Below are 23,918 nucleotides of genomic sequence, written 5' to 3' on the forward strand. Positions count from 1 at the left end.
TGGCTCTCGATCGTCGGTTGGCCAATGTGTGCGGTGTCGACGGCGAGAACGCCTGGCGCCATCACGCGATCCGTGGAGCGTCTACACCCGCGTTCCGATACCGGTGCTTCTCGTCGCGGCGATCTGGATTCGCACTGGTTCGAATGGCACTGCTGACGACGACATCGGCGCGACAATGTCGTGCTGACGTCAGTTCTGTCGGGGAACGACTTCGGCGACGAACCGCTCGACGAACTCCGCGATCGGCGCATCGCCGAACGGGCGGATGACGAATTTGGTCAGGCCCGCTTCGGCATATCCATCGAGCTGCCGGTGAAGCTGTGGCCAATCGAAAGCGACGATCTCGGACGGGTCGACGTCGGGTCGGCGGCGCTTGACCGCGGCCAGCAGTCGTTCTGAGGGCGCGCCGTCTGCGACAGCCAGATTAATACCGAAATGGTCCCGCTCGATGCAGCGGCCCGCGACCGTCGCGGCCTGTTCGATCTGCACACGTGCCCGCTGCGCCTCCCGGGGAGTGACGAAGCTGCCGAGCCAGCCGTCGCCAAGCCGGCCGATGCGGTCGAAGGCGGCGGGCGCGGAACCGCCCAGCCAAATATCGAGCGGTTGGTCAGGTCGCGGTGCGACAGCCACCGAGCGCACTGCGAAATAGTCACCCGTGAAATCGAATTGATCGTCTTCGAGTGCCCGCCGCAACAGCAGCAGCGCTTCGTCGAACACCGCTGCGCGGCTGCCGTCAGCTACCACGAAGACGTCGCGCTCGGCAGGGATCGCCGAGCGCAGGCCGAACACGGGTAGCACCCGCTTGGGCGCCAGCCCCGCCAGGGAGGCCAGCTGCTTGGCGACCAGCACCGGATGGCGTCCCGGCAGCACCGCCACAGAGGTGCCGAGCTTCAGGTTCTTGGTCCGGGCGAGCGCGAAGGCCATGCCGACGAAGGGGTCCACGGCCTGGGAGTACACGAGCTCGGAGAGCCACAACGAATCGACGTCGGACGCCTCGAGGTGGTCGACGATCTCCGCGAGCTTGTCTGGACCGGTCTCTGCGCCCAGCCCGATTCCGAATCGAATCTTCACGTCACCGCCAGGATAGGCGAAGCGACCCGCCGCCACGCGCAGCGGCGCATAAGGTGGCTGCGCTACCCAGAGCCAGGAAGCTCGAGACCAGGAGGACACGCGTATGGACGGATCGGTGACGGTGTCGATGGCCGCGCCCGCAGAACGCATCTGGGACCTGATCGCCGATGTCCGCAACACCGGCAAGTTTTCGCCGGAGGTCATGGAGGCCGAATGGCTCGGCGGGGCAACCGGACCGGCGCTCGGCACCCGCTTCCGCGGACACGTCAAACGCAACGAGATAGGACCCGTCTACTGGACCACGTGCGAGGTGACGGCGTGCGAGCCGGGCCGCGAGTTCGGGTTCGCGGTCCTGTTGGGCGACAAGGCCGTCAACAACTGGCATTACCGGTTGACGCCGACCGCGACGGGCACCGATGTCACCGAGTCGTTTCGGCTCGATGACTCGGCTCTGATGAAGGTGTTCTCCGTGCTGGGCGGTCAATTGCGGCGGCGGCGCAACATTCGCGACATGCGCAAGACACTCGAACGGATCAAGGCGGTCGTCGAAGCCCCCGAAGGCTAGAGGGCGCGCAGGCGGCGCACGCGGTCGGCGATTGCCCTGCGCGACACGTCAGCTTCGCGCGCGAGCGCCTCGAACGCGTGCGGGCAGCCGGGGTGCAGGTGCAGTTCGGTCGGTACCCCCGCATCGGACAGGCGGCGCGCGTAGGTGACGTCTTCGTCGCGGAAGATGTCCAGATCGCCGACGTCGATGTACGCGGGCGGTAGTCCGGTCAGGTCGTCGGCGCGCGCCGGTGCGGCGTAGGGCGATACCGTTGCGCCACTCGTCGAGTCGCCCAGCAGTGCGCCCCAGCCGGTGATGTTGTCGTCGTATGTCCAGGTCAGAAACGGCATCACCTGCGGGTCCGGAGTGCGAGTGCGGTCGTCGAGCATCGGGTAGATCAGGATCTGCTGCGCAACCGGTGGGCCACCGCGGTCCCTGGCCAGCAGGCTCACAGCGGCCGCTAGGCCGCCGCCTGCACTGTCGCCCATCACGGCGATCCGCGCCGGGTCCACTCCCAGGCGCTGCGCGTTCGCGGCCAACCACACCAGCGCGGCGTAGCAGTCTTCCACCGGCGTCGGGTGCGGATGCTCGGGTGCGATCCGGTAGTCCACGACGAGCATCGGCACCGACGACGTCGCGACGTACTCGCGCACCGCGAGATCGTAGAGCGCGCCGACGTGCTCGAGGCCGAAGATCATGCCGCCGCCATGCAGATACAGCGCCGCGCTGCCCGACTGCCGGTCCTGCGGCCGGTGATACCAGCGCAGGTCGATGGTCGCGCCGTCGGGCGCCGTCAGCGCGTGCTGCTGCATGTCGACGCCGTCGATCGGCGGCCAGGTGCCCGCGACGTAGTCGAACATGCGGTGGCCGTCGCGCCTGCGGGAGTCGACGTCGCCGATCGGAGGGGTTTCGGCCTCGCCGAGGGCCCGCATCAGCGGCGCCATCGCGGCCAGCACCTGTGCGTCGATCTCCAGTGCCATGAAGCGACAGTATCGTGGGCGCACGTGACGACGGCGCCGATCGACACCGCCACCGAACCCGTCGCGCCATTCGCCGCGCGCCTAGTGCTGCCAATCGCCGCTCTGGTTACCGTCCTACACTGCGCCGCAGCGACATTCGGCGGATTCTGGTTCGACGAGGTGTACATGCTGGCGATCGGTCGTCACCACCTCGACTGGGGATCGGCCGATCAGCCTCCCCTTGCTCCCGCGCTGGCCGCGGCGATGGACGCAATCGCGCCCGGTTCGGTTCTCGCGCTTCGCCTGCCCGCGGTACTGGCCACGGCGGCGGCGGTGGTGATGGCCGGTTTGATCGCCCGTGAACTCGGATGTGACCGACGCGCTCAAGGTTTCGTAGCGGCGGCGCAGGCGACCGTCGGTTGGACGGCGCTGGCCGGGCACTGGCTGACCCCGTATGCGCTCGAACCCGTGCAGTGGCTGCTTCTGATCTGGCTTCTCGTCCGCTGGGTGCGGGTGCGCGACGACCGGCTGCTGCTCGTTCTCGGCGTCGTCGCCGGAATCGCCGGACTGACGAAGTTCCAGGTGCTGCTGCTGTGTGTCGTGCTGCTGGCTGCGGTAGCGGCGGTGGGCCCGCGCGATCTGCTGCGCCGACCGCTGCTATGGGCGGGAGCGGGCATCACCGCGCTGCTGGTGACGCCGACGCTGATGTGGCAACACGCCCATGGCTGGCCGCAACTGCAGATGGCTCCGGTGGTCGCGGGAGAGGCCGGAGCGCTCTACGGCGGCAGGGCGGGAATCGCGATCCAGTTGATCGTCTTCGCCGGGGTCGCCGGGGCGGCCCTGGCGTTGTCCGGGCTGTGGTGGGTGTTCCGTGACGAAGCACTGCGCAATTACCGCTTTCTCGGCGTTGCGGTCATCGCGCTGTACGTCCTTGTTGTGGCGACCGCGGGCCGCCCCTACTACCTGGCCGGTCTTTACGCGCCGCTGGCCGCCGCCGGTGCGCTGGGCATGCAACGGCGGCGCGCCGACCGACCGACGCGCGCGCGCTGGCTGGTGTGGCCGACGTACGCGACAAGTGTGGCTTTGGCCGTCGGGATGCTGACGCTGTCAGTGATGCTCGTGCGCGGTGACACTGGCGAAAATATCGCCGGGCGAACTGCCGACGCGTACCGCGCTCTGCCCGAAGCGCAACGTGAGCGCACCGCGATCATCGGTGAGTCTTACATCCTCGCCGCCTTCGTCGACGGTTACGCGCGGCGATATCGGTTGCCCGAGGCGTACAGCACCAACCGCAGCTACGGCTACTTTCCGCCGCCGACGGCCGATAAGGACTGTGTCCTGTTCATTGGACGCGACCCCGGCGCGCTGCGCCCGTTCTTCGCCGAGGTCCGCGATGTGGGCGATGTCGGTGCGGACATGGACGCCTTCCTGCTGACCGGGCGACAGCGGCCGTGGCATGAGATCTGGTCGCAGTCGCGGACTTTGACGGTGTCCTGAATTCGCTTCGCCGCACCGCGCAGGTGCGATAGAACGGACCCAGCGCCGAGCGAGCCGAAGGAGTCAGCGATGGGTCAGTGGTCACGGGACGAGCTCGAGGAGGCGTTCGCGCGCTACCAGCAGAAGGTGGTCGAGGTCGGGCGAACCTGGGACTGGTCCAGCTACGCCGACCAGTTCACCGAGGACGCGACCTATGTCGAGCACGCGCTGGGCAACATGACCGGTCGCGACGCGATCCGCGAATGGATCGTCTCGACGATGGACATGTTCCCCGGCAGCGAGATGCCGTTCTATCCGGTCGAGTGGTATTCGATCGACGTCGACAAAGGCTGGATCATCAACAAGAACGTCAACACCATGAAGGACCCTGGCGACGGCAGCGTCCACGGCACGGCGGTCATCACGGTGCTCAAGTACGCCGGTGACGGCAGGTGGAGCTACGAAGAGGACGCCTACAACCCGATGAACTTCCTGGTGATGGTTCAGGGCTACGTCCAGCGCTGCCACGAACTGGGGACGATCTCCGACGATGCCAGGATGTTCGCCAAGAACATGAATTGGGAACTGCGTTAACGGAATACAAAGTCCTGCGGGTTCGGTTCACGGGTCCACCCCCAGTAGTCGACAAGTCGCCACGGACTCAAAGTGTAGATCTCCCCGTGGCTGTTCTTGTAGAACGAGTGTTTGATCGATGGTTGTGACCACACCATCTTGCGCATTTCGGCCTGGCTGCGTTCGATCCAGTCCGCGGTCCTGTCCTCGCGTGGCTCGAGTGAGCGGCGCCTGTCGGCAATCAGCAACTCCAAACATTGTGTGATATAACGCATTTGGCATTCGGAGTGGAAGATGAGGCTGCCGCCGCTCGCCAGGTTGGTGCCGGGTCCGTACATACAGAAGAGGTTCGGAAAGTCCGGCACCGTGATGCCGAGATACGCAGACGGGCGCTCCCCCCATCGTTCGCCGAGTACCTCGCCGTTGCGGCCGCGGATCGTCATCGGCCAGAGCAGCTTGCCGGCGTGAAAACCGGTGGCGTAGATGATGATGTCGGCTCGGTGCCGGACACCGTCCGCGGTGACGATCGCGTCCCGCTCGATGCGGTCGATTCCGGTCCGCACCAGTTCGACGTTGGGGCGGGTCAGCGTCTTGAGCCAGCTGCCGTTGTCCTGCAGCGTGCGCTTGCCGGTGGCCGGGTAGTCCGGCACCACCTTGGCCACCAGATCCGGATCGTCGCCGATCTGGCTGGTGATCCACTCGGTGAACATGATGCGGGTGATCTCGTTGATCTCGCTGACCGCCTTGTGCTGATCCGGGTACTCGGGGTCGACCCGGGCCGCGTCGAGACCTTTGTCGCACCCCGGCCAGAACAGCAGGAAGCGATACCAGCGGCCGTAGAACGGCAGGTGTCGCAACGCCCACCGCACCCCCGGCCCCACTTGCTCGTGGTAGTTCGGATTGGGGAACATCCACTGCGCCGTGCGCTGAAACACCGTGAGTTGTCCGACGATCGGTGCGATCGACGGCGCGATCTGGAACCCGCTGGCACCCGCGCCGATCATGGCCACACGCTTACCGCGCAGGTCCACCGAGTGGTCCCACTCGCTGGAATGGAAGGCGGGGCCGGCAAAATCGTGCTGACCGGCGATCTGCGGTATGTGGGGCCGGTTCAGTTGTCCGACCGCGCTGATCACCGCCCTGGCCGTCAAGGTGACCGCCTCGCCGTCGCGGTCACGCGCGTGCACGGTCCAGGTCGCGGTGGCGTCGTCCCAGACAGCCTCGACGACCTCGGTCTCCCAGCGCACGTGTCTGCCGATGTCGTGCTTGTCCATCACCCGCTGGAAGTAGGCCTGCAGCTCCGGCTGCTCGGCGAAGAAGTGCGTCCACTGATCGGAGGGCTCAAAGCTGTAGCAGTAGAAGTGATTTCCCACGTCGACGCGAGCGCCGGGGTAGGTGTTCTGGTACCAGGTGCCGCCGACGCCCCCGTTCTTCTCGACGATGGTGAAGGGTATTCCGGCTTCTTTCAGCCGAATTCCCGCCAGCAGTCCCGACTCGCCGCACCCGATGACGACGACGGGAAAGTCGTGTGCGGGCGACGTCGCTCGGGTGGCTCTCGCGTCGCGACCGTCGAGTTCCATCTCCTCGAGCAACATCGGGACGTATTCGTCGGGTACCGGCTCGCAGACCAGCCATTGCATCATCTCGTGCAGTAGCTCGGCGCTCACCGGCTCGGGTTCCGGGCACCCGCGGTCCCGATAGCCGGCGATCACCTCCAGCGCGATCTTGCGGACGGCCGCCTTGTCGTCTTCGGACATATAGCCCTGCACCTCGTTGAGGAACAGCCCCGCTGGTTTCAGCGCGCCGCGGATCAACGTCGGATCGCCGGACATGTGCACCAGCGACAGCATCAGCGTGGGAATGCTGACGTCGGCCAGCGCCGCGGCGATTTCGTCGTCCGATGTCGTAAACGGTTGCCCGGCATGTGGGTTGCGCACCCGTCGGTGCTACCACGCTTCGCCGTCTTGAAGACGCAGAATCGCGTGCCGGCGGGCAAATTTGTGCGAGTTCGCTTCTGGTCCTCGGCGGCAGGCCTAGGCTGGGTGAGGTGAGTATGGCCACTGCGCAACTAGTCCGGGCCAACGGCGCCGCTCCGCCCGAGGTGCCGCTGTCCGACATCGACCTCGGAGCGTGGAAGTTCTGGGTGCGCAGCGACGACTACCGTGACGGTGCCTTCGCCACGTTGCGCCGCGAGGCGCCGATCTCGTTCCACCCGCCGCTCGAAACGCCCGGTGTGCAGGTGGGGGCCGGGCACTGGGCCATCACCCGATTCGACGATGTCCACTTCGCCAGCAGGCACCCGCACATTTTCAGTTCCAGCCCGAACATCACCATCAACGACGCGAACCCCGAGGTGTCGGAGTACTTCGGCTCGATGATCGCGATGGACGATCCGAAGCACCTGCGGTTGCGCAACATCGTCAGCAGGGCCTTCACCCCGCGGGTGGTGGCGCGCACCGAGGAGTCGGTGCGCGACCGGGCGCGGCGGCTGGTCGAAACCATGATCGCCGAGCATCCCGACGGGACCGGCGAGGTAGTCGAGGAGCTGGCAGGACCGCTGCCGCTGCAGGTCATCTGCGACATGATGGGCATTCCCGAAGACGACCACCAGCAGATCTTCCACTGGACAAACGTCATCCTCGGGTTCGGCGACAAGGACATCGCCCAGGACTACGACGAGTTCCTCAAGGTCGCCATGGACATCGGCGCGTATGCCACCGGGCACGCCGAGGACCGCCGCCGCCACCCGCAGGATGACCTGACCACCTCGTTGGTGCAGGCCGAAGTCGACGGCGAGCGGCTGACGTCGGCCGAGATCGCGTCGTTCTTCATCCTGCTCGTGGTGGCGGGCAACGAGACCACGCGCAACGCGATCAGCCACGGCGTGCTCGCGCTCACCCGCTTCCCCGACGAACGGGCGAGGTGGTGGGCCGACTACGACGCGCTGGCCCCGACCGCCGTCGAGGAAATCGTGCGCTGGGCGTCACCGGTGATCTACATGCGGCGCACGCTGACCGAGGATTTCGAGCTCAGCGGCACCAAGATGGCTGCGGGCGACAAGGCGACGCTGTGGTACTGCTCGGCCAATCGCGACGAGGACAAATTCGCCGATCCGTGGACCTTCGACGTGGGCCGCAACCCCAACCCGCACGCCGGCTTCGGTGGCGGCGGCGCGCATTTCTGTCTGGGCGCCAACCTCGCCCGGCGCGAGATCAGCGTGGTGTTCGAGGAGTTGCACCGCCTGATCCCCGACATCGCCGCGACCGAGGAGCCGGCTCGGCTGCTGTCGCCTTTCATCCACGGGATCAAGCGACTGCCGGTGTCGTGGACACCACCGAGATGAGTTCGTCGCGCGTCGGGCCGGGCGGATAGGTCGGCCGCCAGCCACAAGAGAAGATCTCGCGGGCCCGGCGTTCGGCCGGTGCGAGGCTGTCGGGCAGCGCGTCCATGGTGATGTACGGGCCGACGATGTCGGCCAGCCGCGGGTCGGCCTCCGCTGCCGCGACGACGAGGTCCGACGGCAGGGGGCGGTCGAGGGCGACGTCGTGTCCGGACCAGCGCCGTACCCGTTCGCCATCGGTGCGGACGTGATCGGCGAACCACGGCTTGATCCGACGGCTGCACCACTGGTCGAACTCCGCTGCGGCGGCGTCGACATCGCGATGGTCCTCGAGCAACCGGACCAGCTCTCGCGCCTGCATCAGCGCCAAAGCCACCCCTCGGCCGGCCAGCGGCGTGGTGGTGCACACCGAATCGCCCACCGAGATCAGCCCCGGCAGGACAGGACGGCCCGAGTCGTCGAGCTGGCCGCGGTAGCGGTTCTGCAGGCGCCCGCCCGGCAGCACCGACGCTATCGGCACCGCACGGTCGGGTTGAATCCAGTCCGCAAGCGCTGGAATGGCGCCGACGGCCGCCTCGAACACATCGTCGTGTCGCAGCCGATGCCATCGGTGGTCGTCGCCGGTATGGATGAGGGCGACCGTGTAGACGCGACTGTCGTGCAGGAACACCACGGCGCCGTACTCCGGGAAGCCCAAGGACAGCCCGATCACCGAATTCGTCGGGCCGCCCGGCGCATCGGCGGGCAACCGGTACTGCCTGCCGACGTAGGTGGCGCCGCAATCCGCACCCTCACCGCGACCACGCAGCGCGCGCGTGAAGCGACTGGCGCGTCCGGACGCGTCGATGACGAGATCGGCGCTCACCTGCCTGCCGTCGACCCGGACACCAGTAGTGCGGCCGCGATGCGCGACAACGTCGTCGACGTGGCCGCAGACCAGGCGCAGCCGCGGTTCTTCGGCGGCGCAGCGCCACAGTTCACGCTCGAAGACCATCCGCCTACAGTGCAGTGCCGCAGCCCGGTCGCCGTGCATCACCACGGCGGCGCCGGATGACTCCAACCTGTCGAGCACGTCGGGCATTTCGGCGCGAAGCGCCTCGACGACCTGGCCGCGGAAGCTATGGGGGTGCTGAAACTGCATCACGCCCTTACGCCGCCAGTCGCCGTGGGCGGGCGGGCCGGGGTCGCGGTCGATGACCGTCACGTCCCTGCCCCTCCTCGCGAGCGCGATGGCAGTGAACAGGCCGGTCGGTCCGGCGCCGACGGCGACGATGCCCATGTACCCTCCGGCCATTTGATGTTACATTGAGTGTAATGAATACGCACAGGGTTACCTAGAATGTCCGGCGGTGTCAAGCGCGAGTACCGATCAGATCTGCGCTCTGCGCAGGCCGAGCAGACGCGCAGGGCTGTCGTCGACGCAGCGTCGCGGCTGTATGTCGAGCACGGCTACGGTGGGACGACCATCGATGCGGTCGCCCGCGCCGCGGGCGTCAGCCGCAAGACGGTCTTCACTGCGGTCGGCGGAAAGTTGGACCTCCTCAAAACCGCGCTGGACTGGGCGGTGGCCGGTGACGATCGACCTGTCGCACTGGAAGACCGCAGTGAGATGCGGGCGCTCCTCGCACTGGACGACCCCGTCGACTTGCTCGCAGGATGGGCCCGCATCCTTGTCGACATCGACAGGCGCGTCGGCCCCCTGATGACGGCGCTCGAGGTCGCGGCGGGCGGGGACGCCGAAGCCGCCGCGTTGATCGAGTCGTCACAACATCAACGCCTTGAAGGCGCGCGCACCGTCGTTCGACGTTTGACCGCCCTGAAGGCGCTCAGACCGGACCTCAGCCGTGACACGGCCGTGGACATCGCCTGGCTGGCATCCGACGCCGTGCTCTACGACCGGTTGGTCCGCCTGCGCGGCTGGTCGCATACCCGGTTCGAGACCTGGCTGGCACAGAACCTGTGTTGGCAACTATTCGACGGGTAATCCGGCGGTGCTGAGGTACGCACTGCCGTAGCACTGCGTCAGCGCGTACCGACCATATTCGCCAGCGCGGCGATAGAGGTATCGTCCAGATGCTGACACAGTTCCAGTGGATTCTCGAAAACCTGTTGTGCGCCTGCCTTTTCGAGCTCGCCCTGGGATACGCCGCCGCTCAGCACGCCGATGGTCGGCACTCCGGCTCGCTGGCACGCTTCAACATCCCAGACCGCGTCCCCGACGAACACGGCGTGGGCGGCGTCGACGCCTGCGCGCTGGAGGGCGACCTCGATGATGTCGGGCTGGGGCTTGGCGGTGTCCACGTCTTCCGACGACGTCACCGCCGAGACCAGATGATCGCTGTCGAGCACCTCGCGAAGCATGGCCAATTCGTCCTCGGGCGCCGAGGTGGCCAGGACGACCTGCAGACCCAGTTTGTCGACGGCGTCGAGGAGTTCCCGCGCTCCAGGCAACGGCCGCAACAGTGCTGCCGTCTCCCGGTAGTAGCGCGAATGGAGGTCCTTGGCGCGCTTGCGCGCGTCCTCATCGGCGTCCCCCGCAAGCCCGGTGAGGAGAGTGGATCCGTCCATCCCGATCGAACGGTGAATGCGCCACGCTTCGACGGGTTCTCCGATGTCGGCGAACGCGCGCGCCCAGGCATGCACGTGCAGGAAGGTGGAGTCGATGAGCGTGCCGTCGATATCGAACAGCACCGCCGGTTTTTTCTTACTCACGACCGCTGCTGCGGGTCGGGCGTGCGTTGCGATGTCGACGTGCCGTGCGGCGGCAATCCGTCGCCCTGTCCCGGCGCAGGATCGGCGGTGCTGGACTTCGGATCGAGTGCGTCGGCGCGTTCCCGTTGCGCGTCGAGTTCCTCGCGCGACGAATCGACGGCCTGGCGATGGGTCTGCGCGGTGTCCTGCAGCCGCGCGGCTTCTGCAGCCTTGGCCTCGGCTTCGGCCTGCGCGGCGCGGGCGCGGGCCTCGACCTCGGCGGCGGCCGCCTCACGCTTCTCGACGTGCTGAGTCTTCTGACCGACCTCGGCGCGCAGCCGTTCGGCCTCGGCATGACGTCGTGTGTCGCGGGCCTTGCGCGCCATGAGCGCAATGAGGACGATCACGGCGATCGCCACGACGGCGACGACGACCCAGATGATGGGATCCATGTCGGCTCCTTCGGTCGGTCCGGGTCACGCCGATTGACGAACCCGCTAATTCGGCGTGTGCCCGCGGGGCGGCGTATCTAAACCGGCCCGCCCGCGGCATCGCCGCTGACCAGCACCGTCAACAGTGCGACGGTGAGCGTCGCAAGGCAAGGCATTGCCTCCTGACGTCGGAACGCATGTCACGCAGTCTTCGGGCCCTGAGTCGTGATGGCGCGGGCCACCCCCAACGCGGCCGCGGCAGAAAGAATGTGCCACGCCCCGTGGTACTGCCAGAGGCTGTCAGGTCGGCACAGCGACGACCCGGAGCGCCCCGCGACATATGCGGCCAGTCCCAACGCACATATCAGAAGCGGTGCCACCCACGCCGACCGGACGTGCCGGCGCCAGGTGATGGCCAGGCCGGCGACCCACACCGCAGCCAACACCGCGATCGGCAGATCGTGCGCGAGACCTGCCCACGACGGCTGGGGCCCGTGGTAGGCGAAGCTGCCGACTCCCACCCCGACCAGCGCCAAGCCGACAGCCCATGTCAACCACGTTCTGGCCCGCCCCTGGAAAAAGAGCACCAGGATCCCCGCCGCGACGTAGGCCACGCTGGTGAGGGCCAGCACCGGTTGTGCGAGCGCGCCGTCGACGGCGCGCTCGCAGTCGGTATGACCCAAGCCGGCTGAGATGAGAAGGGCCTGCATAGGCAGTCCACGGTAACCCTGCCGCGCGCCTAGCTCGCGCCGAGCGCGCTGAGCATGCCGGTGGCCGCGCGGGGCCAGGTGAACTGTTCGGCGCGACGTCGAGCGTTGTTGCGGCGCATCAGTTCCGGCCTGCTGATGATGGTGGTCACCGCGGACGCGATCGCGTCAGGGTCGTTGTCGGCCGCGGCCCCGCTTTCGGCGGTCAGGATCTCGGCGAGGGCGGACGTGCGCGACACGACTGCCGGTGTGCCGCACGCCAGCGCTTCCAGCGCGGCCAGGCCGAAGGTCTCGTGCGGGCCGGGGGCCAGCGCCACGTCGGCGGTGGCCAGGATCGTCGCGACGGTGTCGCGACAGCCGATGTACCCGGTGAAGTCGACGGGCAGGCCGGCCGCCTGCCGCTGCAGCCGCGCCCTCATCGGGCCCTCCCCCACGATGACGAGGCGGGCGTCGACACCTGAATCCCGCAGCGAGGCAACGGTGTCGATGCTGCGATGGGCGTGCTTCTCCACCGATAGCCGTCCGCAGTGCACAAGCAGGGTTTGCTCGGGTCCCGCCCACCGTTGCCGTACCGACGCCGAGCGGCGGCTGGGGTGAAACTGGTCGAGATCGACTCCGAGCGGCACCGTGAGCACGTTCGAGGCGTGAATTCTGTCGAACTCCTCGCGGGCGAAGGCCGTGGTGCAGACCACGGCGTCATAACTGTCCGCGGTTCGGCGGTTGGCCACGTCGGCGATCTCGCGCGCCGCCCGCGCCGGCAGAATCTGCCCGAGGAGGCGGTCGAGGCGCTCGTGGGAGATCATCACGGTGGCAACGTCGTGCCGTCGGCCCCAGCCGCCGAGCGAACGCAACGTCAGCCGATCCGACACCTCGATCGCGTCCGGGGCAAGCTGTTCCAACAGGGCGGTGACGGGGCCGGGAAGGACTGCACGGTAGCCGCCGGTGAACGGGATCAGCGTGGCAGGCAACGAGATTCGAACAACACCCGACGTAAGCTCGCGCCACTCGGTGTGGCGGCCCGGCACGACGAGGAACACCTCGTGACCGTGCGCGCAGTACTCCGCGCCCAGTCGGTCGACGGCCGTGCGCAGGCCTCCTGAGCGCGGACCGTAGAAGTTCGCGATCTGCACCACCCGCATGGGTGTGAATGTGTCCGCGGCGCGTGTGCGGTCAACAACGCGACACCAACGGCGAGGCGAACACCCCGTAAACACCCCCGGCTTGGCCCGGGAACCGTGGAGGACCGCAACATCCTCAGGCGAGGTAGCGGGTGAGCCAGTCCTGGACGCGGCGCCAGGCATCGTCGGCGGCGGTGGCGTTGTAACGGTCACTGGTGTCGTTGAAGAACGCGTGGTTGGCGTCGGGTTCGGTGACCAACTCGAACACCAGGCCTGCCTTCTCCAGCGCGGCCCGGGCGACGGGTTCGGTGGCGTTGACGCGTTGGTCCTGGGCGGCATAGATGCCCAGGACGGCAACGTCTTTGGAGCCGGCGAAGTCCGGATCGTCGGGGGTCGGACCGTAGAACGGAACCGCAGCGGCCAACCGCGGCTCGCCGGAGGCCAGCAGCCGCCATACATAGCCTCCGCCCATGCAGAAGCCCACGGCCGCGATCTTCTTGCCGGGCGCGCGCCGCTGTAGCTCGTCGATGCCCGACCTGAGGTCGGCGATGCCGTCCTCGGGAGGCAGCTTGCCCAACGCCGCGGTCGCCTGGGCCGGATCGGCGAACGTCGCGGTACCGCCCTGTCCGGACAGTAGGTCGATGGCCAGCGCCGAGTAGCCGATGCCGGCGAAGCGGCCCGCGACCGAGCGGATGTAGTCGTTGAGGCCCTTGTTCTCGTGGATGACGAGCACTGCCCCCTTGGCGTTCGGCGCCTCCGCCCACGCCCCCTGCAGTTCGCCGCGGGGCCCCGCCCAGGTGACCGGCGTTGTCGGCAACGCGCTTTCGGAGCCCGGTGGCGGAGCGCTCGCGGTCGCGGGTTCGGTGGAGGTGACCGGGGCATCGGTCGTCGGCTGCCGGTTCTCGCCGCACGCGGCGAACAACGCGGTGGCCGCGGCGGTGCCGACGCCCAAAAGCGCGAGCCGGCGCAGGGCTTCGCGCCGCGACAGCAGACCGTCGACATGGTCGGTGGCGATCTCTTCGGCGATGTAGCGCTGTAACGGTGTCACCTTGGCGAGTATGCGCCGGCGGAGCGCAGAATGGTCAGCGTATGAGCTGGACTCCCGATCCCGATGCACTGCGCGGTCGCGTGGCCGTCGTCGCCGGCGCCACGCGCGGAGCGGGCCGCGGTATCGCCGCCGCGCTCGGCGAAGCCGGAGCCACGGTTGTCTGCACCGGTCGCAGCAGCCGGTCGGGCAATGCGCAATCAGACTATGATCGGCCCGAAACGATCGAGGAGACAGCCGAACTCGTGACCGCGCTCGGCGGAACCGGCATCCCGCTGCAGGTCGACCACCTCGATGTCGCCGCGGTGCAATCGCTGGCCGACCGCCTGCGTCGCGACCACGGCACCATCGACATTCTGGTCAACGACATCTGGGGCGCCGAGAAACTCAAGGGACCGCCGCCGACGTGGAACCGGCCGATGTGGGAGCACGACCTCGACGACGGACTGCGCATACTCCGGCTGGGTATCGACACCCACCTGATCACCTCGCACTGCCTACTGCCGCTGCTCGTCGCTCGCCGTGGCGGTTTGCTCGTCGAGATCACCGATGGCACGACCGACTTCAACGCGACTACCTACCGGCTTTCGGTCTTCTACGACCTCGTCAAGTCAGCCGTCAACCGGCTGGCCTACAGCCACGGCCACGAGCTCGAGGCATTCGGGGCCACCGCGATTGCGGTAACCCCGGGCTGGTTGCGCTCGGAGATGATGCTCGACAACTACGGCGTCACCGAGGACAACTGGCGCGACGCGTTGGCGCCAGACCGGTCCGACGGCCCCACCGCGCCGCCGCCGTTCGCCGCGTCGGAGACTCCCCGCTACATCGGCCGGGGCATCGCCGCGATCGCCGCCGACGAGGCTCGCGGAAGGTGGAACCAGCGCTCGATCACCGCCGCGGACCTGGCTCGTGAGTACGGATTCACCGACATCGACGGTCGCAGACCGGACGGCTGGTCTACCGGATAACTGCAGTTCAAGAGCCAAAGTAGACATTTTGCGAAATCTGTTCACAGATTTCGTTGACACTCGCGATCGTCGCCCTGTTCTATGGCGTGGTGACCTACGACACGATCATCAACAACGGTCGCTGGTTCGACGGCACCGGTGCGCCGTCGGCCGTGCGCAACATCGGTATTCGAGGCGGGCACATCGCGGCGATCACGCCCGACGACCTCGACGAGACCGGTTGCCCACAGATCATCGACGCGACGGGCAAGTGGGTGCTGCCCGGCATGCTCGACATCCACACCCATTACGACGTTGAAGTGCTCGGTGGCCCCGCGCTGTCAGAGTCGCTGCGCCACGGCGTCACCACCGTGATGCTCGGATCCTGCTCCCTGTCGACCGTTCACGTCGACGGCGTGGACGCCGGCGACATCTTCGGCCGGGTCGAGGCCATCCCGCGCGAACACGTCATCGCTGCCGTCGACGGACACAAGACGTGGACCAGCAGCGAGGAGTACATCCACGCGCTCGAGGCGCGACCCCTGGGCCCCAACGTGGCAGCGTTCATCGGACACTCCGACATGCGTGCCGCGACGATGGGACTCGACCGCGCCACCCGCAAGGACGAGCGGCCGACCCGCGGCGAGCAGAAGCAGATGGAGCGGTGGCTCGTCGAGGCGCTCGAAGCCGGTTTCGTCGGAATGTCGTCGCAACAATTGCTTTTCGACAAGCTCGACGGTGATGTGTGCCGCTCGCGCACACTGCCGTCCACGTATGCCAAGCCGCGTGAACTGCGCAGGCTCAAGTCGCTTCTGCGGCGGACGGGCCGGGTGCTGCAGTCGGGACCCGACATCAAGAACCCGCTGAACCTCGCTTCGCAGCTGGCGCAATCGCTCGGGGTCATCCGCAATCCGCTCAAGACCAGCCTGCTCTCGGCGGCCGACGTGAAGTCCAATCCGTACAGCATCCACATCCTGGGGCCGGCCGCCCGGCTGATCAACCGGCTCGGCGGCGATTTCCGCTGGCAGCACCTGCCGGTGCCCTTCCAGGTCTATGCCGACGGCATCGACCTCGTGGTGTTCGAAGAGTTCGGCGCCGGTGCGGCGGCACTACATCTGCGCGACGAGGTCGAGCGCAACGAGTTGATGCGCGACGAGCAGTACCGCCGCCGGTTCCGGAAGGACTACGAGAGCAAGTTCGGCATCCGAGTTTGGCAGCGCGACTTCTTCGACACCGAGATCGTCGACTGCCCCGACGCGTCCGTCGTCGGCAAGTCGTTCGGTCAGGTCGGCAACGACCGCGGCGGCCTGCACCCCGTCGACGCCTTCCTCGACCTGGTACTCGAGCACGGCAAGGCGCTGCGGTGGCGCACCACCATCTCCAACCACCGGCCCGCCGTCCTCAAGAAGCTCGCGCGCGACAGCGGTGTCCAAATGGGCTTCTCCGATGCGGGCGCGCACCTTCGCAACATGGCGTTCTACAACATGGGACTGCGGCTGCTGCGCCACGTGCACGATGCGCAGCGGGCGGGCCGACCGTTCATGACCGTCGAGCACGCCGTGCACCGCCTCACCGGTGAGCTCGCCGACTGGTACCGCATCGACGCGGGCCACTTGCGCATCGGCGACCGCGCCGACGTGGTGATCCTCGACCCGGAGCGCCTCGACGCGACGCTGGAGGCCTACGCCGAACAACCTGTCGAGCAGTACGGCGGCCTGTCGCGCATGGTGAACCGAAACGACGACACCGTGACCGCTGTCCTGGTCGGCGGCCGCGCCGTGCTGACGGAAGGCCGGTTGACCGAGCTGGTCGGCGTCCAACGCACCGGGCGCTTCCTGCGGGCAGCGCACAAAACCCCGGCTTTACCCATCGAGAAGGGCGAATTCGCAAGTGTCAGTTGAGGATACCGTCCTCCAGATGTGGGCGGCGTTGTCCGCGCGGGATTGGGAGTCGGTGAAGAAGTACCTGTCCGACGACTGCATCTACCTCGACATGCCTGTGGGTCCGGCCGCCGCCGCGCGAGGACCCGAGGACATCGTCAAGCGGCTCAAGATCGGGCTCGAGCCGCTGGCTTCGTACGAGAACTTCAACGGTCTGATGGTCGACAACGGATCAGACGTGATGTACGAGCACCACGAGGAATGGCACTGGGCCACAGGCGAATCGGCTGTGCTCCAATTCGTCAGCGTGCACCGCGTCGAGGACGGCAAGATCACGTTGTGGAAGGACTACTGGGACATGGGCGCGCTGGCCAACAACGCGCCCCCGACCTGGATGGAAGACTTCGCCAATGCCGACATGAGCTGGGTTTTCGACGCCACCGGTCTCGTGTAGGAGTCAGCGCAAACTTCACACGCTCCATGCCAACCGGAACTTCTCGGTCAGCTCTTCTGCGCTCAAGTCACCGAAGTTCTGCTGCTCGTAGCGGCGCACCGCCACCACCGAGTCGACGGCCTGGTCGCCGAGTATCTCACGCAGCAGCGACGATCCGTCGAGCGCGTCCAACGCGTCAGACTGATTTTCGCGCAATTGCACGATGCCGGCCTCGTCCCGCTGCGCGTCGTTCAGCGTGGCAGGGTCGACGGTCGTCTCCTGCGGCAGCGTCAGGCCGCGCTCGATCCCGTTGAGCGCAAGGCCCAGCACTGCTGCGGTCGCGAAGTACGGGTTCGCCGACGAGTCGATCACCTTGACTTCGACGTTGGCGCCCAGCGGATTGCTCGGCCCCCCGATGAGGTATCGCACTGCGGCTTCGCGGTTTTCGGTACCCCAGCACACATAGGCGCCGGACCAGTGACCGGGCTGCATGCGAAGTCCGGAGATGATGGATCCGGCGAGCACGCCCTGCGCCTCGGGCAGGCCGGCGATCAGCCCGGCGACGGCGGACTCGCCCTCAGGCGTCATCCCGTTGACACCGGTGCCGTCGGAGAACAGCGGCGTGTCGCCGCGCTTCATCGAGAAGTGCTGATGCGAGCCTGATCCCACACTCCCCGCGAACGGCACCGGCGACAGGCTGACACGCATGCCGTACCGCCTGGCAACACGACCGATGATGATGCGCGTCAGTACCAGCGCGTCGGCTGCCGCGACGGGTGACTGTGGGGGCAGCGAGATCTCGAATTGATTGCAACCGTACTCGGGGTGGAACTGCTCGATGGCCAGGCCCGAACCCGTGGCGGCGTCGGTAACGTCGCGGACGAACCCTTCGTATTCGAGCACGCCCGCCAATCCGTATTGCGCCCACAGGTGCGACGGCAACCGGCCCCCGTCGGGCCCGACGAGAAGGAACTCGATCTCGTGCCCCACCACGGTGTCGATGCCCGCCTCGGTGAGCTTGTCCTCCACTCTGCTCAGCGCGCCGCGACTGCAGTACGGATCGGGTGAGCCGTCCTGGTTGAAGAAAGCGCCCGGCGCCCAGGCCAATCCGTCGCCGAGGATGCGCAGCGCGCTCAGATCGATCCGAATGCGCTGGTCGCCGACCGGACTGATCGCGTCGCTGAAGACGATGCCGGCCTGGTCGATCGCGAACGCATGCCACACCGGGCTGGCCCCCAGCCCGGGGTCGGCGAATGCGCCCATCCGCCGCAGCGGCACCGTCTTGGCATGCGTGAGCCCCGCGGCGTTGACGACGGTGCCGATCAGTGTCGCGACGCCGTCGGCCTCGAGTTGCGCGATCGCGGCAGCGGCGAGAGGTTTGGCTGCCTTGGTTCTCACAACAGCCATTGTGCGCGGTCTAGCCGCTGATCAGAGGGTGATCTTGCAGGACTGACCGATATCCAACGTGCGCAGCATGCGACCCATGCCCAGCCACATCGCGCACGAGAGTGCGAGATCGGTCAGTAGCTCGTCGCTGAAATGCTCGCCGCAACGAGCCCAGAACTCCTCGTCGTCGCGCAGGCCGGTGTGGTCGCTGGCGAAGCGTTGCGCGAACTCCGCGGCGATGCGCTCCTGGTCGCTGTAGCCCGGCCAGGTCTGCCATTCGGCGGCGTGATCGTAGAGATCCTCGTCGACGCCCGCTGCCACGCCCTCGGCATCGCGGGTGTTCTGGCACACCACGCACTCGTTGTCGAGGGCGATGACCATGCGCGCCAGCTCCCGCACACGCATCGGTAGCCGGTTCTTGGTGTACACCGCGTTGGTGAAACCGGCCATGGCGACGCCGATGTCAGGAGACTTCGTCACCCATGCCGCGGCGTCGTCATCAGCGAAAGCTCCGATTCGGCTCATGGCGGCATCGTACGCTCGGACGAATAGAATTGGAACGCGTTCTAGTTTCCGCTCAGCTCGCGGAAGTTTGATTGCTCGCTCAGCTCGCGGAAGCCAGTTCGCGGCGGTCGTCCGTCCAGTCCCGCTGCACCAGCATCCGATGTGCGATCCGCTCCACGGCCGCTTCGACCTGCAGGCGGTCCGGGCGGCCCTCGAACGACGGCGACGTCGCCAACTTGTCGACAATGCAACCGACGATCAGGGCGGAGATCGCGTCGACCTGTTTGACGCCGGCCTGGGTGAGCCACAGCCGCCCGCCGGTGCGCAACGCCAGGCCCTCATCCACGAGACGGTCGAACGTCGGCTCGATCACCTCATACGGCACCCGTAGACGTTCGGCGATGTCGATCAGGGTGGCCGACCCGAACACCTGGTTCTGGCGGTAGATCTGAAGCAACGCCCACATCCGGGTCACGTCGAGATGGCATCCCGGCAGTTGAGCCAGGCTGCGCAGCCGGATGTCCGGCGAGTCGCGGAACAGCCTGCCGATCGCCACCTCGAGGATCTTCTCGGGCGACTCGGTGCTCGGCATCCCGAAGCCCTCGCCGAGGTCGGTCGCCGACACCATCTCGACGTCGCGCAGCGGCACCTCTTTCAGTAGCAGTGAGACGACGAAGCCGACGACCGCGACGGGAACCGCACACAGGAACACCGTGCCGAGCGAGTCGGCGTAGGCATCGACGATCGGTGCGGCTACCGCCGGGGACAAGGCGTGCAGCGCCTGGGGTGATTCCGCTGCCCGCGGTGGCGCTCCGCTGGCGACCAGCGCCGGCCCAATCCCGCTGGCGAGGAAATTGGCAAACAGTGAGCCGAAAATTGCTGCGCCGAAGGAACTTCCGATGGTGCGGAAGAAGGTCACGCCGGACGTTGCGACGCCGAGGTCGGCGAAACTCGACGTGTTCTGCACGACCAAGATCAGCACCTGCATACACAATCCGAGCCCCGTGCCGAGGACGAACAGGTACACCGACTGCTGCCAGGTGGGTGTGGTGGCGTCCATACCGGACAACAGCCAGAACGCGACCGCCATCGTGGCGGTGCCGACCACCGGGAACACCTTGTACCGGCCGGTGCGCCCGACGATGCTGCCGCTGCCGATCGACGTGATCAGCATGCCTGCGACCATCGGCAGGGTGCGCAAGCCCGACTCCGTCGCCGAGACACCGTTGACGAACTGCATGAATGTCGGCAGGAACGTCAGCGCGCCGAGCATCGCGAACCCGACGATGAAACCGAGAATGCAGCAGACCGCGAACACCGGGCTGGCGAACAGGCGGATGGGCAGGATCGGCTCGGGGACGCGGCTTTCCACCCACACGAAGATCGCCAGCGCCACCGCCGAGGCCGCGAAGAGCCCGACGATCACGGCCGAGCCCCATGCGTACGTGCTGCCGCCCCAGCTGGTCGCCAGAGTCAGTCCCGACGCGCCGAGCCCGACGAACAGGATGCCGGCGTAGTCGATGACGGGCCGGGCGGACCGGGCCAGCGACGGGATAGCCACCGCACCCACCGCCAGAACGACGATCGCGACGGGAATGTTGATCCAGAAGGCCCATCGCCACGTGAGGTGGTCGGTGAAAAAGCCGCCGAGCAGTGGGCCGATGACGGTCGTGACGCCGAACACCGCGCCGAGTGCACCCTGGTAACGCCCGCGTTCGCGCAGCGGAATGACCTCGCCGATGACGGCCATCGCGGTGACCATGATGGCCCCGCCGCCAACGCCCTGCAGTGCGCGCGACGCGACCAGCATCGTCATCGAGGTGGCCAGCCCGCACAGGACGGAGCCGGCGAGGAAGAACAGCACCGAGGTCTGGAAGACGGCCTTGCGACCGAACAGATCGCCGAGCTTGCCGACGACGGCGGTGACGATCGTCGAGGCGAGCAGGTAGCTGGTCACCACCCACGACTGGTGGCCGGCGCCTCCGAGATCGGCGACCACCGTCGGCAGCGCCGTCGCCACGATGGTCTGATCCAGTGCGGCCAACAGCATGCCGAGCAGCACCGCGACGAAGATGATGTTGCGGCGCTGCGGGCTGACCATCGCGTCGCTGGGCGCGTCCACGGCATCAGACGTCGCCGAACTCATACTCGCCCTCCGTCGAGGTGTTGAACCTTCACGAAGCCATATCGTTAGACAAGCTAGAAAGGTTACGGCCCGACGGAGGTGTTGCCGCTCACGCCGACGGGAAACGCCCCGCGGGAACTACAACGCCGTCGGCGGGCGGGCCACGCACTGGGCGGCGTACAACGCGTCGCCGAGCTTGTCCATCAGGGCCAACTGGGTCTCGAGGTAGTCGATGTGTTCCTCTTCGTCGGCCAGGATCTTCTCGAACAGGGTGGCGGTGGTGGCGTCCTGCTTCTCGCGGCACATGACGATGCCCGGTTTTAACCGCTCCATGACCTCGTACTCGATCGCGAGATCGGCCTCGAACTGTTCGCGCAGTGTCTGACCGACCCGCAGGGAGAACAGACGCTGGTAGTTCGGCAGACCGTCCAGAATGAGAATTCGGTCGGTGATGTGCTCCGCGTGAACCATTTCTTCGAATGATTCTTTTCGGGTGTATTCAGCGAGTTCCGTGAAGCCCCAATTGGCCTGCATTTTCGAATGGAGAAAATACTGGTTGATCGCCGTGAGTTCGCTTGTCAATTGCTCGTTGAGCAATTTGAGAACGTCCGGATCGCCTTGCATGGTCGCTCCTAGCACCTTGTGGGCTGGTCAACTGTCGCTGTCGGTTGTGCGCCACCTAATCTAGTCCAGGAAACGCCCGAGAGCCCACCTTTACGGTTGCGCCAGGCGTGTTTTCGGCGCCGTGGCGAGCCGTTTGGCCGCTCCGGGACGCTCCTCGGCCAAGGAGTCTGGACTGCCTACGCTAACTAAGGTTAGACTGCGCTAACCTTTGGCAACGGCGTCCGGGAGATGGGGAATAAGGTGAGTGAGTACGATCTGCACTCATTCATTCTCGCCTGTGATTACCGCGTCGATGACGTCGAGCGAATGTGGGCCTGGCTGAGAAAACATCGGGAAAGTCTGGCCGCTATCGGCGCGCATCACGTCGTGTTGTACACCTCAATCTGGGAACCGCATCGGGTCCTGGTGACCATTGGAATTCGGCAGGCGAAATCCGTCCGCGAGGTGTTGCGGTCGCCTGCGTTGTTCGAGTGGTTCGACATCTCCGGTGCCGACGACATTCCGCCGATCTTCGGCGGCGAAGTCGTCGAGAAGGTCGACCTCTATCCCCCGTCGCCCGCCGAGCATGTGGGCCGCGTCGTGGTCGGGGTGATGTCGTCGGTCAAGGACGTCTCCGCGCTGATGGTCAAGGTGCACGACGGACTCGACCGGTTCAAGCGCGGCGGTGTGCGCAAAATCTGGGTCTACCGTGCGCTCGATGACGGGCAGGAAGTGATGATCCTTCAGGAAATCGAGGACGAGGCCGCGGCAAGGCAGTGGATCGATCATCCCGACACGGCGGCGGAGTGGATGTCCAATGCCGGCCTCGGGCCCTACCCCACACAGTTCGTCGGCAGGTTCGCCCATCTCATGAGCGTCGACGAGGATTGACGGGGCCGCGATGTTCGTCTGTTTGTGCATGGGAGTCACGAGCCACGTGGTCAACGAGGTCGTGGCCAACGGCGCCACGACGTCGAAGCAGATCGCCGAGGCCTGCGGCGCGGGGGGCGACTGCGGGCGCTGCAGGCGTACTTTGCGTGCGATCATCGCGGCCCATCAGAACGTCAACGACTGCCCGTCGCAGTCCGTGAGATGACCCGCGACATCGTCACTTGACCCGCGCCGTGCCACGGTGCGACGAAGATCCCGGGGACGACTCTGCCAACCCGCCAGATCGCGATCGATGCCGTCACCACCAGCGACAAGGTGGTCAGGAGAATCACCGCCGTGACCCACGGCGTCGCGGGCAGAGTTCGGATGATCCCGACCGAGTAGACGGCGGCGATCATCGGCTGGTGCAGAAAGTAGATCGGAAGCGTCCGTCTGCCGAACCAACTCAGAACTCCGGCACCGGTAGACACGGCGGCGAGCGATACGCCCAGCGCGATCCCCACCGCACACAGCGGAATGAACAGATAGCGACCGAACGGCCAGGCCAGTACGTACACGCCGAAGGTTGCTATACCCCACAAGGTGGCGGCGACGATGACGGTCGCCCACGTCGCTTTCTCGGCAAGCCGGAGTAAGAGGCGCCGGCCGTGCATGCCGGCGAAGAAGGCCAGGCAATACATGCAGATGTATTCCCAAGCCCAGGGCAGTTTGACCAGGTGCACCGCCACGGGCACCGAGACCGCTGCGACAACGGAGAGCTGAGCCCACGCGGGCAACGGCGAAAGAACCTTGGCCGCAATAAAATACACCGTCAGCGCGAGGATGTACCACGGGCCCGTGCCCGGGTCGAGGAAGTGCGCCGAGAAGTATCGCAGCCCGAGTCCGATTCCCTCGACGGGCGTCAGCGAAAAGCAGAGGTTCCAGATGACGGCCCACACGACATACAGGTAGGCGAATGGTAGGACACGGTTGGTCGACAGCCATCGCCACGACTGGCCCGCGGCCTGGCTGAAGAACAATCCCGACATGGCGAAGAACAGCGGCATGCGGAACGTCTGCAACATTGAGTTGTAGTACAGGACTTGGTGACTTGCCCACTGCTGATCCGCCGAGAACTGAATGACGTGATGCAGAACGACCAACAGGATCGCGATGCCTTTGGCCCTGTCGACCCACGCAAGTCGCGTCATGTGC

General features: G+C 66.6%; 25 protein-coding genes. 11 read left to right on the forward strand and 14 right to left on the reverse strand.

The annotated features are described in order from the left end of the window. Positions 1–28 precede the first annotated feature (28 nt). On the forward strand, positions 29–187 hold the full coding sequence (locus tag N4S67_RS28095) for a DUF6653 family protein (RefSeq protein ID WP_390893530.1): 159 nt from the start codon (positions 29–31) through the stop codon (positions 185–187). Between the two features lie 2 nt (positions 188–189). On the opposite strand, the gene N4S67_RS26210 is transcribed toward N4S67_RS28095, so the two are convergent. Next, positions 190–1,071: a TIGR03854 family LLM class F420-dependent oxidoreductase gene (locus tag N4S67_RS26210; RefSeq protein WP_260995970.1), complete on the reverse strand. Its 882-nt coding sequence runs from the start codon at positions 1,069–1,071 to the stop codon at positions 190–192. 103 nt (positions 1,072–1,174) lie between these two features. Between N4S67_RS26210 and N4S67_RS26215 the strand changes: the two genes are divergently transcribed. Further along, positions 1,175–1,636: an SRPBCC family protein gene (locus tag N4S67_RS26215; protein WP_260995971.1), complete on the forward strand. Its 462-nt coding sequence runs from the start codon at positions 1,175–1,177 to the stop codon at positions 1,634–1,636. Here N4S67_RS26215 and N4S67_RS26220 read toward each other — a convergent pair. After that, a complete protein-coding gene (locus N4S67_RS26220) occupies positions 1,633–2,595 on the reverse strand; it encodes an alpha/beta hydrolase (protein WP_260995972.1) in 963 nt (320 codons plus the stop codon). The two genes, N4S67_RS26215 and N4S67_RS26220, sit on opposite strands and share 4 nt — an antisense overlap. Positions 2,596–2,619: 24 nt before the next feature. Between N4S67_RS26220 and N4S67_RS26225 the strand changes: the two genes are divergently transcribed. Together N4S67_RS26225 and N4S67_RS26230 are read left to right on the forward strand one after the other, a co-directional pair. Next, on the forward strand, positions 2,620–4,071 hold the full coding sequence (locus tag N4S67_RS26225; RefSeq protein ID WP_260995973.1) for a glycosyltransferase family 39 protein: 1,452 nt from the start codon (positions 2,620–2,622) through the stop codon (positions 4,069–4,071). Between the two features lie 69 nt (positions 4,072–4,140). Then, positions 4,141–4,644, forward strand: coding sequence for a nuclear transport factor 2 family protein (locus tag N4S67_RS26230; RefSeq protein ID WP_260995974.1), 504 nt, complete (start codon positions 4,141–4,143; stop codon positions 4,642–4,644). On the opposite strand, the gene N4S67_RS26235 is transcribed toward N4S67_RS26230, so the two are convergent. Then, the gene (locus tag N4S67_RS26235) at positions 4,641–6,560 is read right to left on the reverse strand and encodes a flavin-containing monooxygenase (protein WP_260995975.1); all 1,920 of its coding nucleotides are present in this window, start codon (positions 6,558–6,560) and stop codon (positions 4,641–4,643) included. The genes N4S67_RS26230 and N4S67_RS26235 overlap by 4 nt on opposite strands. A 116-nt stretch (positions 6,561–6,676) precedes the next feature. Between N4S67_RS26235 and N4S67_RS26240 the strand changes: the two genes are divergently transcribed. Further along, the gene (locus tag N4S67_RS26240) at positions 6,677–7,966 is read left to right on the forward strand and encodes a cytochrome P450 (RefSeq protein ID WP_260996181.1); all 1,290 of its coding nucleotides are present in this window, start codon (positions 6,677–6,679) and stop codon (positions 7,964–7,966) included. Here the strand turns inward: N4S67_RS26240 and N4S67_RS26245 are convergent. After that, on the reverse strand, positions 7,929–9,257 hold the full coding sequence (locus N4S67_RS26245; protein WP_260995976.1) for an NAD(P)/FAD-dependent oxidoreductase: 1,329 nt from the start codon (positions 9,255–9,257) through the stop codon (positions 7,929–7,931). The genes N4S67_RS26240 and N4S67_RS26245 overlap by 38 nt on opposite strands. Before the next feature lie 45 nt (positions 9,258–9,302). Here N4S67_RS26245 and N4S67_RS26250 point away from each other — a divergent pair, with 45 nt between their 5' ends. Then, the gene (locus tag N4S67_RS26250) at positions 9,303–9,947 is read left to right on the forward strand and encodes a TetR/AcrR family transcriptional regulator (protein ID WP_260995977.1); all 645 of its coding nucleotides are present in this window, start codon (positions 9,303–9,305) and stop codon (positions 9,945–9,947) included. A gap of 38 nt (positions 9,948–9,985) precedes the next feature. On the opposite strand, the gene N4S67_RS26255 is transcribed toward N4S67_RS26250, so the two are convergent. The 5 genes from N4S67_RS26255 to N4S67_RS26275 form a co-directional block, all read right to left on the reverse strand. Continuing rightward, on the reverse strand, positions 9,986–10,675 hold the full coding sequence (locus N4S67_RS26255; RefSeq protein ID WP_260995978.1) for an HAD family hydrolase: 690 nt from the start codon (positions 10,673–10,675) through the stop codon (positions 9,986–9,988). Next, on the reverse strand, positions 10,672–11,106 hold the full coding sequence (locus N4S67_RS26260; RefSeq protein WP_260995979.1) for a hypothetical protein: 435 nt from the start codon (positions 11,104–11,106) through the stop codon (positions 10,672–10,674). The genes N4S67_RS26255 and N4S67_RS26260 overlap by 4 nt, the downstream gene beginning before the upstream one ends. A 179-nt stretch (positions 11,107–11,285) precedes the next feature. Beyond that, positions 11,286–11,795, reverse strand: coding sequence for a hypothetical protein (locus tag N4S67_RS26265; protein ID WP_260995980.1), 510 nt, complete (start codon positions 11,793–11,795; stop codon positions 11,286–11,288). Between the two features lie 29 nt (positions 11,796–11,824). Then, entirely contained in the window at positions 11,825–12,931 is a 1,107-nt protein-coding gene (locus N4S67_RS26270) for a glycosyltransferase (RefSeq protein ID WP_260995981.1), read from the reverse strand. A gap of 115 nt (positions 12,932–13,046) precedes the next feature. After that, a complete protein-coding gene (locus N4S67_RS26275; protein ID WP_260995982.1) occupies positions 13,047–13,958 on the reverse strand; it encodes a dienelactone hydrolase family protein in 912 nt (303 codons plus the stop codon). Between the two features lie 41 nt (positions 13,959–13,999). Between N4S67_RS26275 and N4S67_RS26280 the strand changes: the two genes are divergently transcribed. The 3 genes from N4S67_RS26280 to N4S67_RS26290 all read left to right on the forward strand — a co-directional run bounded on the left by N4S67_RS26280 (position 14,000) and on the right by N4S67_RS26290 (position 17,236). Beyond that, positions 14,000–14,923: an SDR family oxidoreductase gene (locus tag N4S67_RS26280; protein WP_260995983.1), complete on the forward strand. Its 924-nt coding sequence runs from the start codon at positions 14,000–14,002 to the stop codon at positions 14,921–14,923. 89 nt (positions 14,924–15,012) lie between these two features. Next, complete coding sequence (locus N4S67_RS26285) at positions 15,013–16,803, forward strand: N-acyl-D-amino-acid deacylase family protein (protein WP_260996182.1); 1,791 nt, start codon at positions 15,013–15,015, stop codon at positions 16,801–16,803. Further along, positions 16,793–17,236: a nuclear transport factor 2 family protein gene (locus tag N4S67_RS26290; protein WP_260995984.1), complete on the forward strand. Its 444-nt coding sequence runs from the start codon at positions 16,793–16,795 to the stop codon at positions 17,234–17,236. The genes N4S67_RS26285 and N4S67_RS26290 overlap by 11 nt, the downstream gene beginning before the upstream one ends. Before the next feature lie 15 nt (positions 17,237–17,251). Here N4S67_RS26290 and N4S67_RS26295 read toward each other — a convergent pair whose 3' ends face one another. From N4S67_RS26295 to bfr, 4 genes are all read right to left on the reverse strand, one after another. After that, positions 17,252–18,613 carry a glutamine synthetase gene (locus N4S67_RS26295; protein ID WP_390893532.1) on the reverse strand — a complete coding sequence of 454 codons (1,362 nt, stop codon included), beginning with the start codon at positions 18,611–18,613 and terminating at the stop codon, positions 17,252–17,254. 30 nt (positions 18,614–18,643) lie between these two features. Beyond that, positions 18,644–19,126: a carboxymuconolactone decarboxylase family protein gene (locus tag N4S67_RS26300; RefSeq protein WP_260995986.1), complete on the reverse strand. Its 483-nt coding sequence runs from the start codon at positions 19,124–19,126 to the stop codon at positions 18,644–18,646. 79 nt (positions 19,127–19,205) lie between these two features. Next, positions 19,206–21,251 carry an MDR family MFS transporter gene (locus N4S67_RS26305; RefSeq protein ID WP_260995987.1) on the reverse strand — a complete coding sequence of 682 codons (2,046 nt, stop codon included), beginning with the start codon at positions 21,249–21,251 and terminating at the stop codon, positions 19,206–19,208. Positions 21,252–21,368: 117 nt separating this feature from the next. Beyond that, complete coding sequence (gene bfr, locus N4S67_RS26310; RefSeq protein ID WP_260995988.1) at positions 21,369–21,854, reverse strand: bacterioferritin; 486 nt, start codon at positions 21,852–21,854, stop codon at positions 21,369–21,371. Positions 21,855–22,094: 240 nt separating this feature from the next. On the opposite strand from bfr, the gene N4S67_RS26315 reads away from it, so the two are divergent. Together N4S67_RS26315 and N4S67_RS26320 are read left to right on the forward strand one after the other, a co-directional pair. Then, positions 22,095–22,724 carry a fatty-acid--CoA ligase gene (locus N4S67_RS26315; protein ID WP_260995989.1) on the forward strand — a complete coding sequence of 210 codons (630 nt, stop codon included), beginning with the start codon at positions 22,095–22,097 and terminating at the stop codon, positions 22,722–22,724. A gap of 10 nt (positions 22,725–22,734) precedes the next feature. Further along, positions 22,735–22,929 carry a (2Fe-2S)-binding protein gene (locus tag N4S67_RS26320; protein WP_313959994.1) on the forward strand — a complete coding sequence of 65 codons (195 nt, stop codon included), beginning with the start codon at positions 22,735–22,737 and terminating at the stop codon, positions 22,927–22,929. Here N4S67_RS26320 and N4S67_RS26325 read toward each other — a convergent pair. Beyond that, the gene (locus tag N4S67_RS26325) at positions 22,898–23,914 is read right to left on the reverse strand and encodes an acyltransferase family protein (protein ID WP_260995991.1); all 1,017 of its coding nucleotides are present in this window, start codon (positions 23,912–23,914) and stop codon (positions 22,898–22,900) included. The two genes, N4S67_RS26320 and N4S67_RS26325, sit on opposite strands and share 32 nt — an antisense overlap. Positions 23,915–23,918: the final 4 nt, after the last annotated feature.

This window comes from Mycobacterium deserti, assembly GCF_025345615.1.
GTDB lineage: Bacteria > Actinomycetota > Actinomycetes > Mycobacteriales > Mycobacteriaceae > Mycobacterium > Mycobacterium deserti.

Coding starts and splice junctions, on each gene's coding strand:
- N4S67_RS26280 (WP_260995983.1), top strand. CDS start 14,000: ATGAGCTGGACTCCCGATCCCGATGCACTGCGCGGTCGCGTGGCCGTC.
- N4S67_RS26305 (WP_260995987.1), bottom strand. CDS start 21,251: ATGAGTTCGGCGACGTCTGATGCCGTGGACGCGCCCAGCGACGCGATG.
- N4S67_RS26300 (WP_260995986.1), bottom strand. CDS start 19,126: ATGAGCCGAATCGGAGCTTTCGCTGATGACGACGCCGCGGCATGGGTG.
- N4S67_RS26250 (WP_260995977.1), top strand. CDS start 9,303: ATGTCCGGCGGTGTCAAGCGCGAGTACCGATCAGATCTGCGCTCTGCG.
- bfr (WP_260995988.1), bottom strand. CDS start 21,854: ATGCAAGGCGATCCGGACGTTCTCAAATTGCTCAACGAGCAATTGACA.
- N4S67_RS26230 (WP_260995974.1), top strand. CDS start 4,141: ATGGGTCAGTGGTCACGGGACGAGCTCGAGGAGGCGTTCGCGCGCTAC.
- N4S67_RS26270 (WP_260995981.1), bottom strand. CDS start 12,931: ATGCGGGTGGTGCAGATCGCGAACTTCTACGGTCCGCGCTCAGGAGGC.
- N4S67_RS26220 (WP_260995972.1), bottom strand. CDS start 2,595: ATGGCACTGGAGATCGACGCACAGGTGCTGGCCGCGATGGCGCCGCTG.
- N4S67_RS26240 (WP_260996181.1), top strand. CDS start 6,677: ATGGCCACTGCGCAACTAGTCCGGGCCAACGGCGCCGCTCCGCCCGAG.
- N4S67_RS26320 (WP_313959994.1), top strand. CDS start 22,735: ATGTTCGTCTGTTTGTGCATGGGAGTCACGAGCCACGTGGTCAACGAG.
- N4S67_RS26215 (WP_260995971.1), top strand. CDS start 1,175: ATGGACGGATCGGTGACGGTGTCGATGGCCGCGCCCGCAGAACGCATC.
- N4S67_RS26260 (WP_260995979.1), bottom strand. CDS start 11,106: ATGGATCCCATCATCTGGGTCGTCGTCGCCGTCGTGGCGATCGCCGTG.
- N4S67_RS26245 (WP_260995976.1), bottom strand. CDS start 9,257: ATGGCCGGAGGGTACATGGGCATCGTCGCCGTCGGCGCCGGACCGACC.
- N4S67_RS26325 (WP_260995991.1), bottom strand. CDS start 23,914: ATGACGCGACTTGCGTGGGTCGACAGGGCCAAAGGCATCGCGATCCTG.
- N4S67_RS26265 (WP_260995980.1), bottom strand. CDS start 11,795: ATGCAGGCCCTTCTCATCTCAGCCGGCTTGGGTCATACCGACTGCGAG.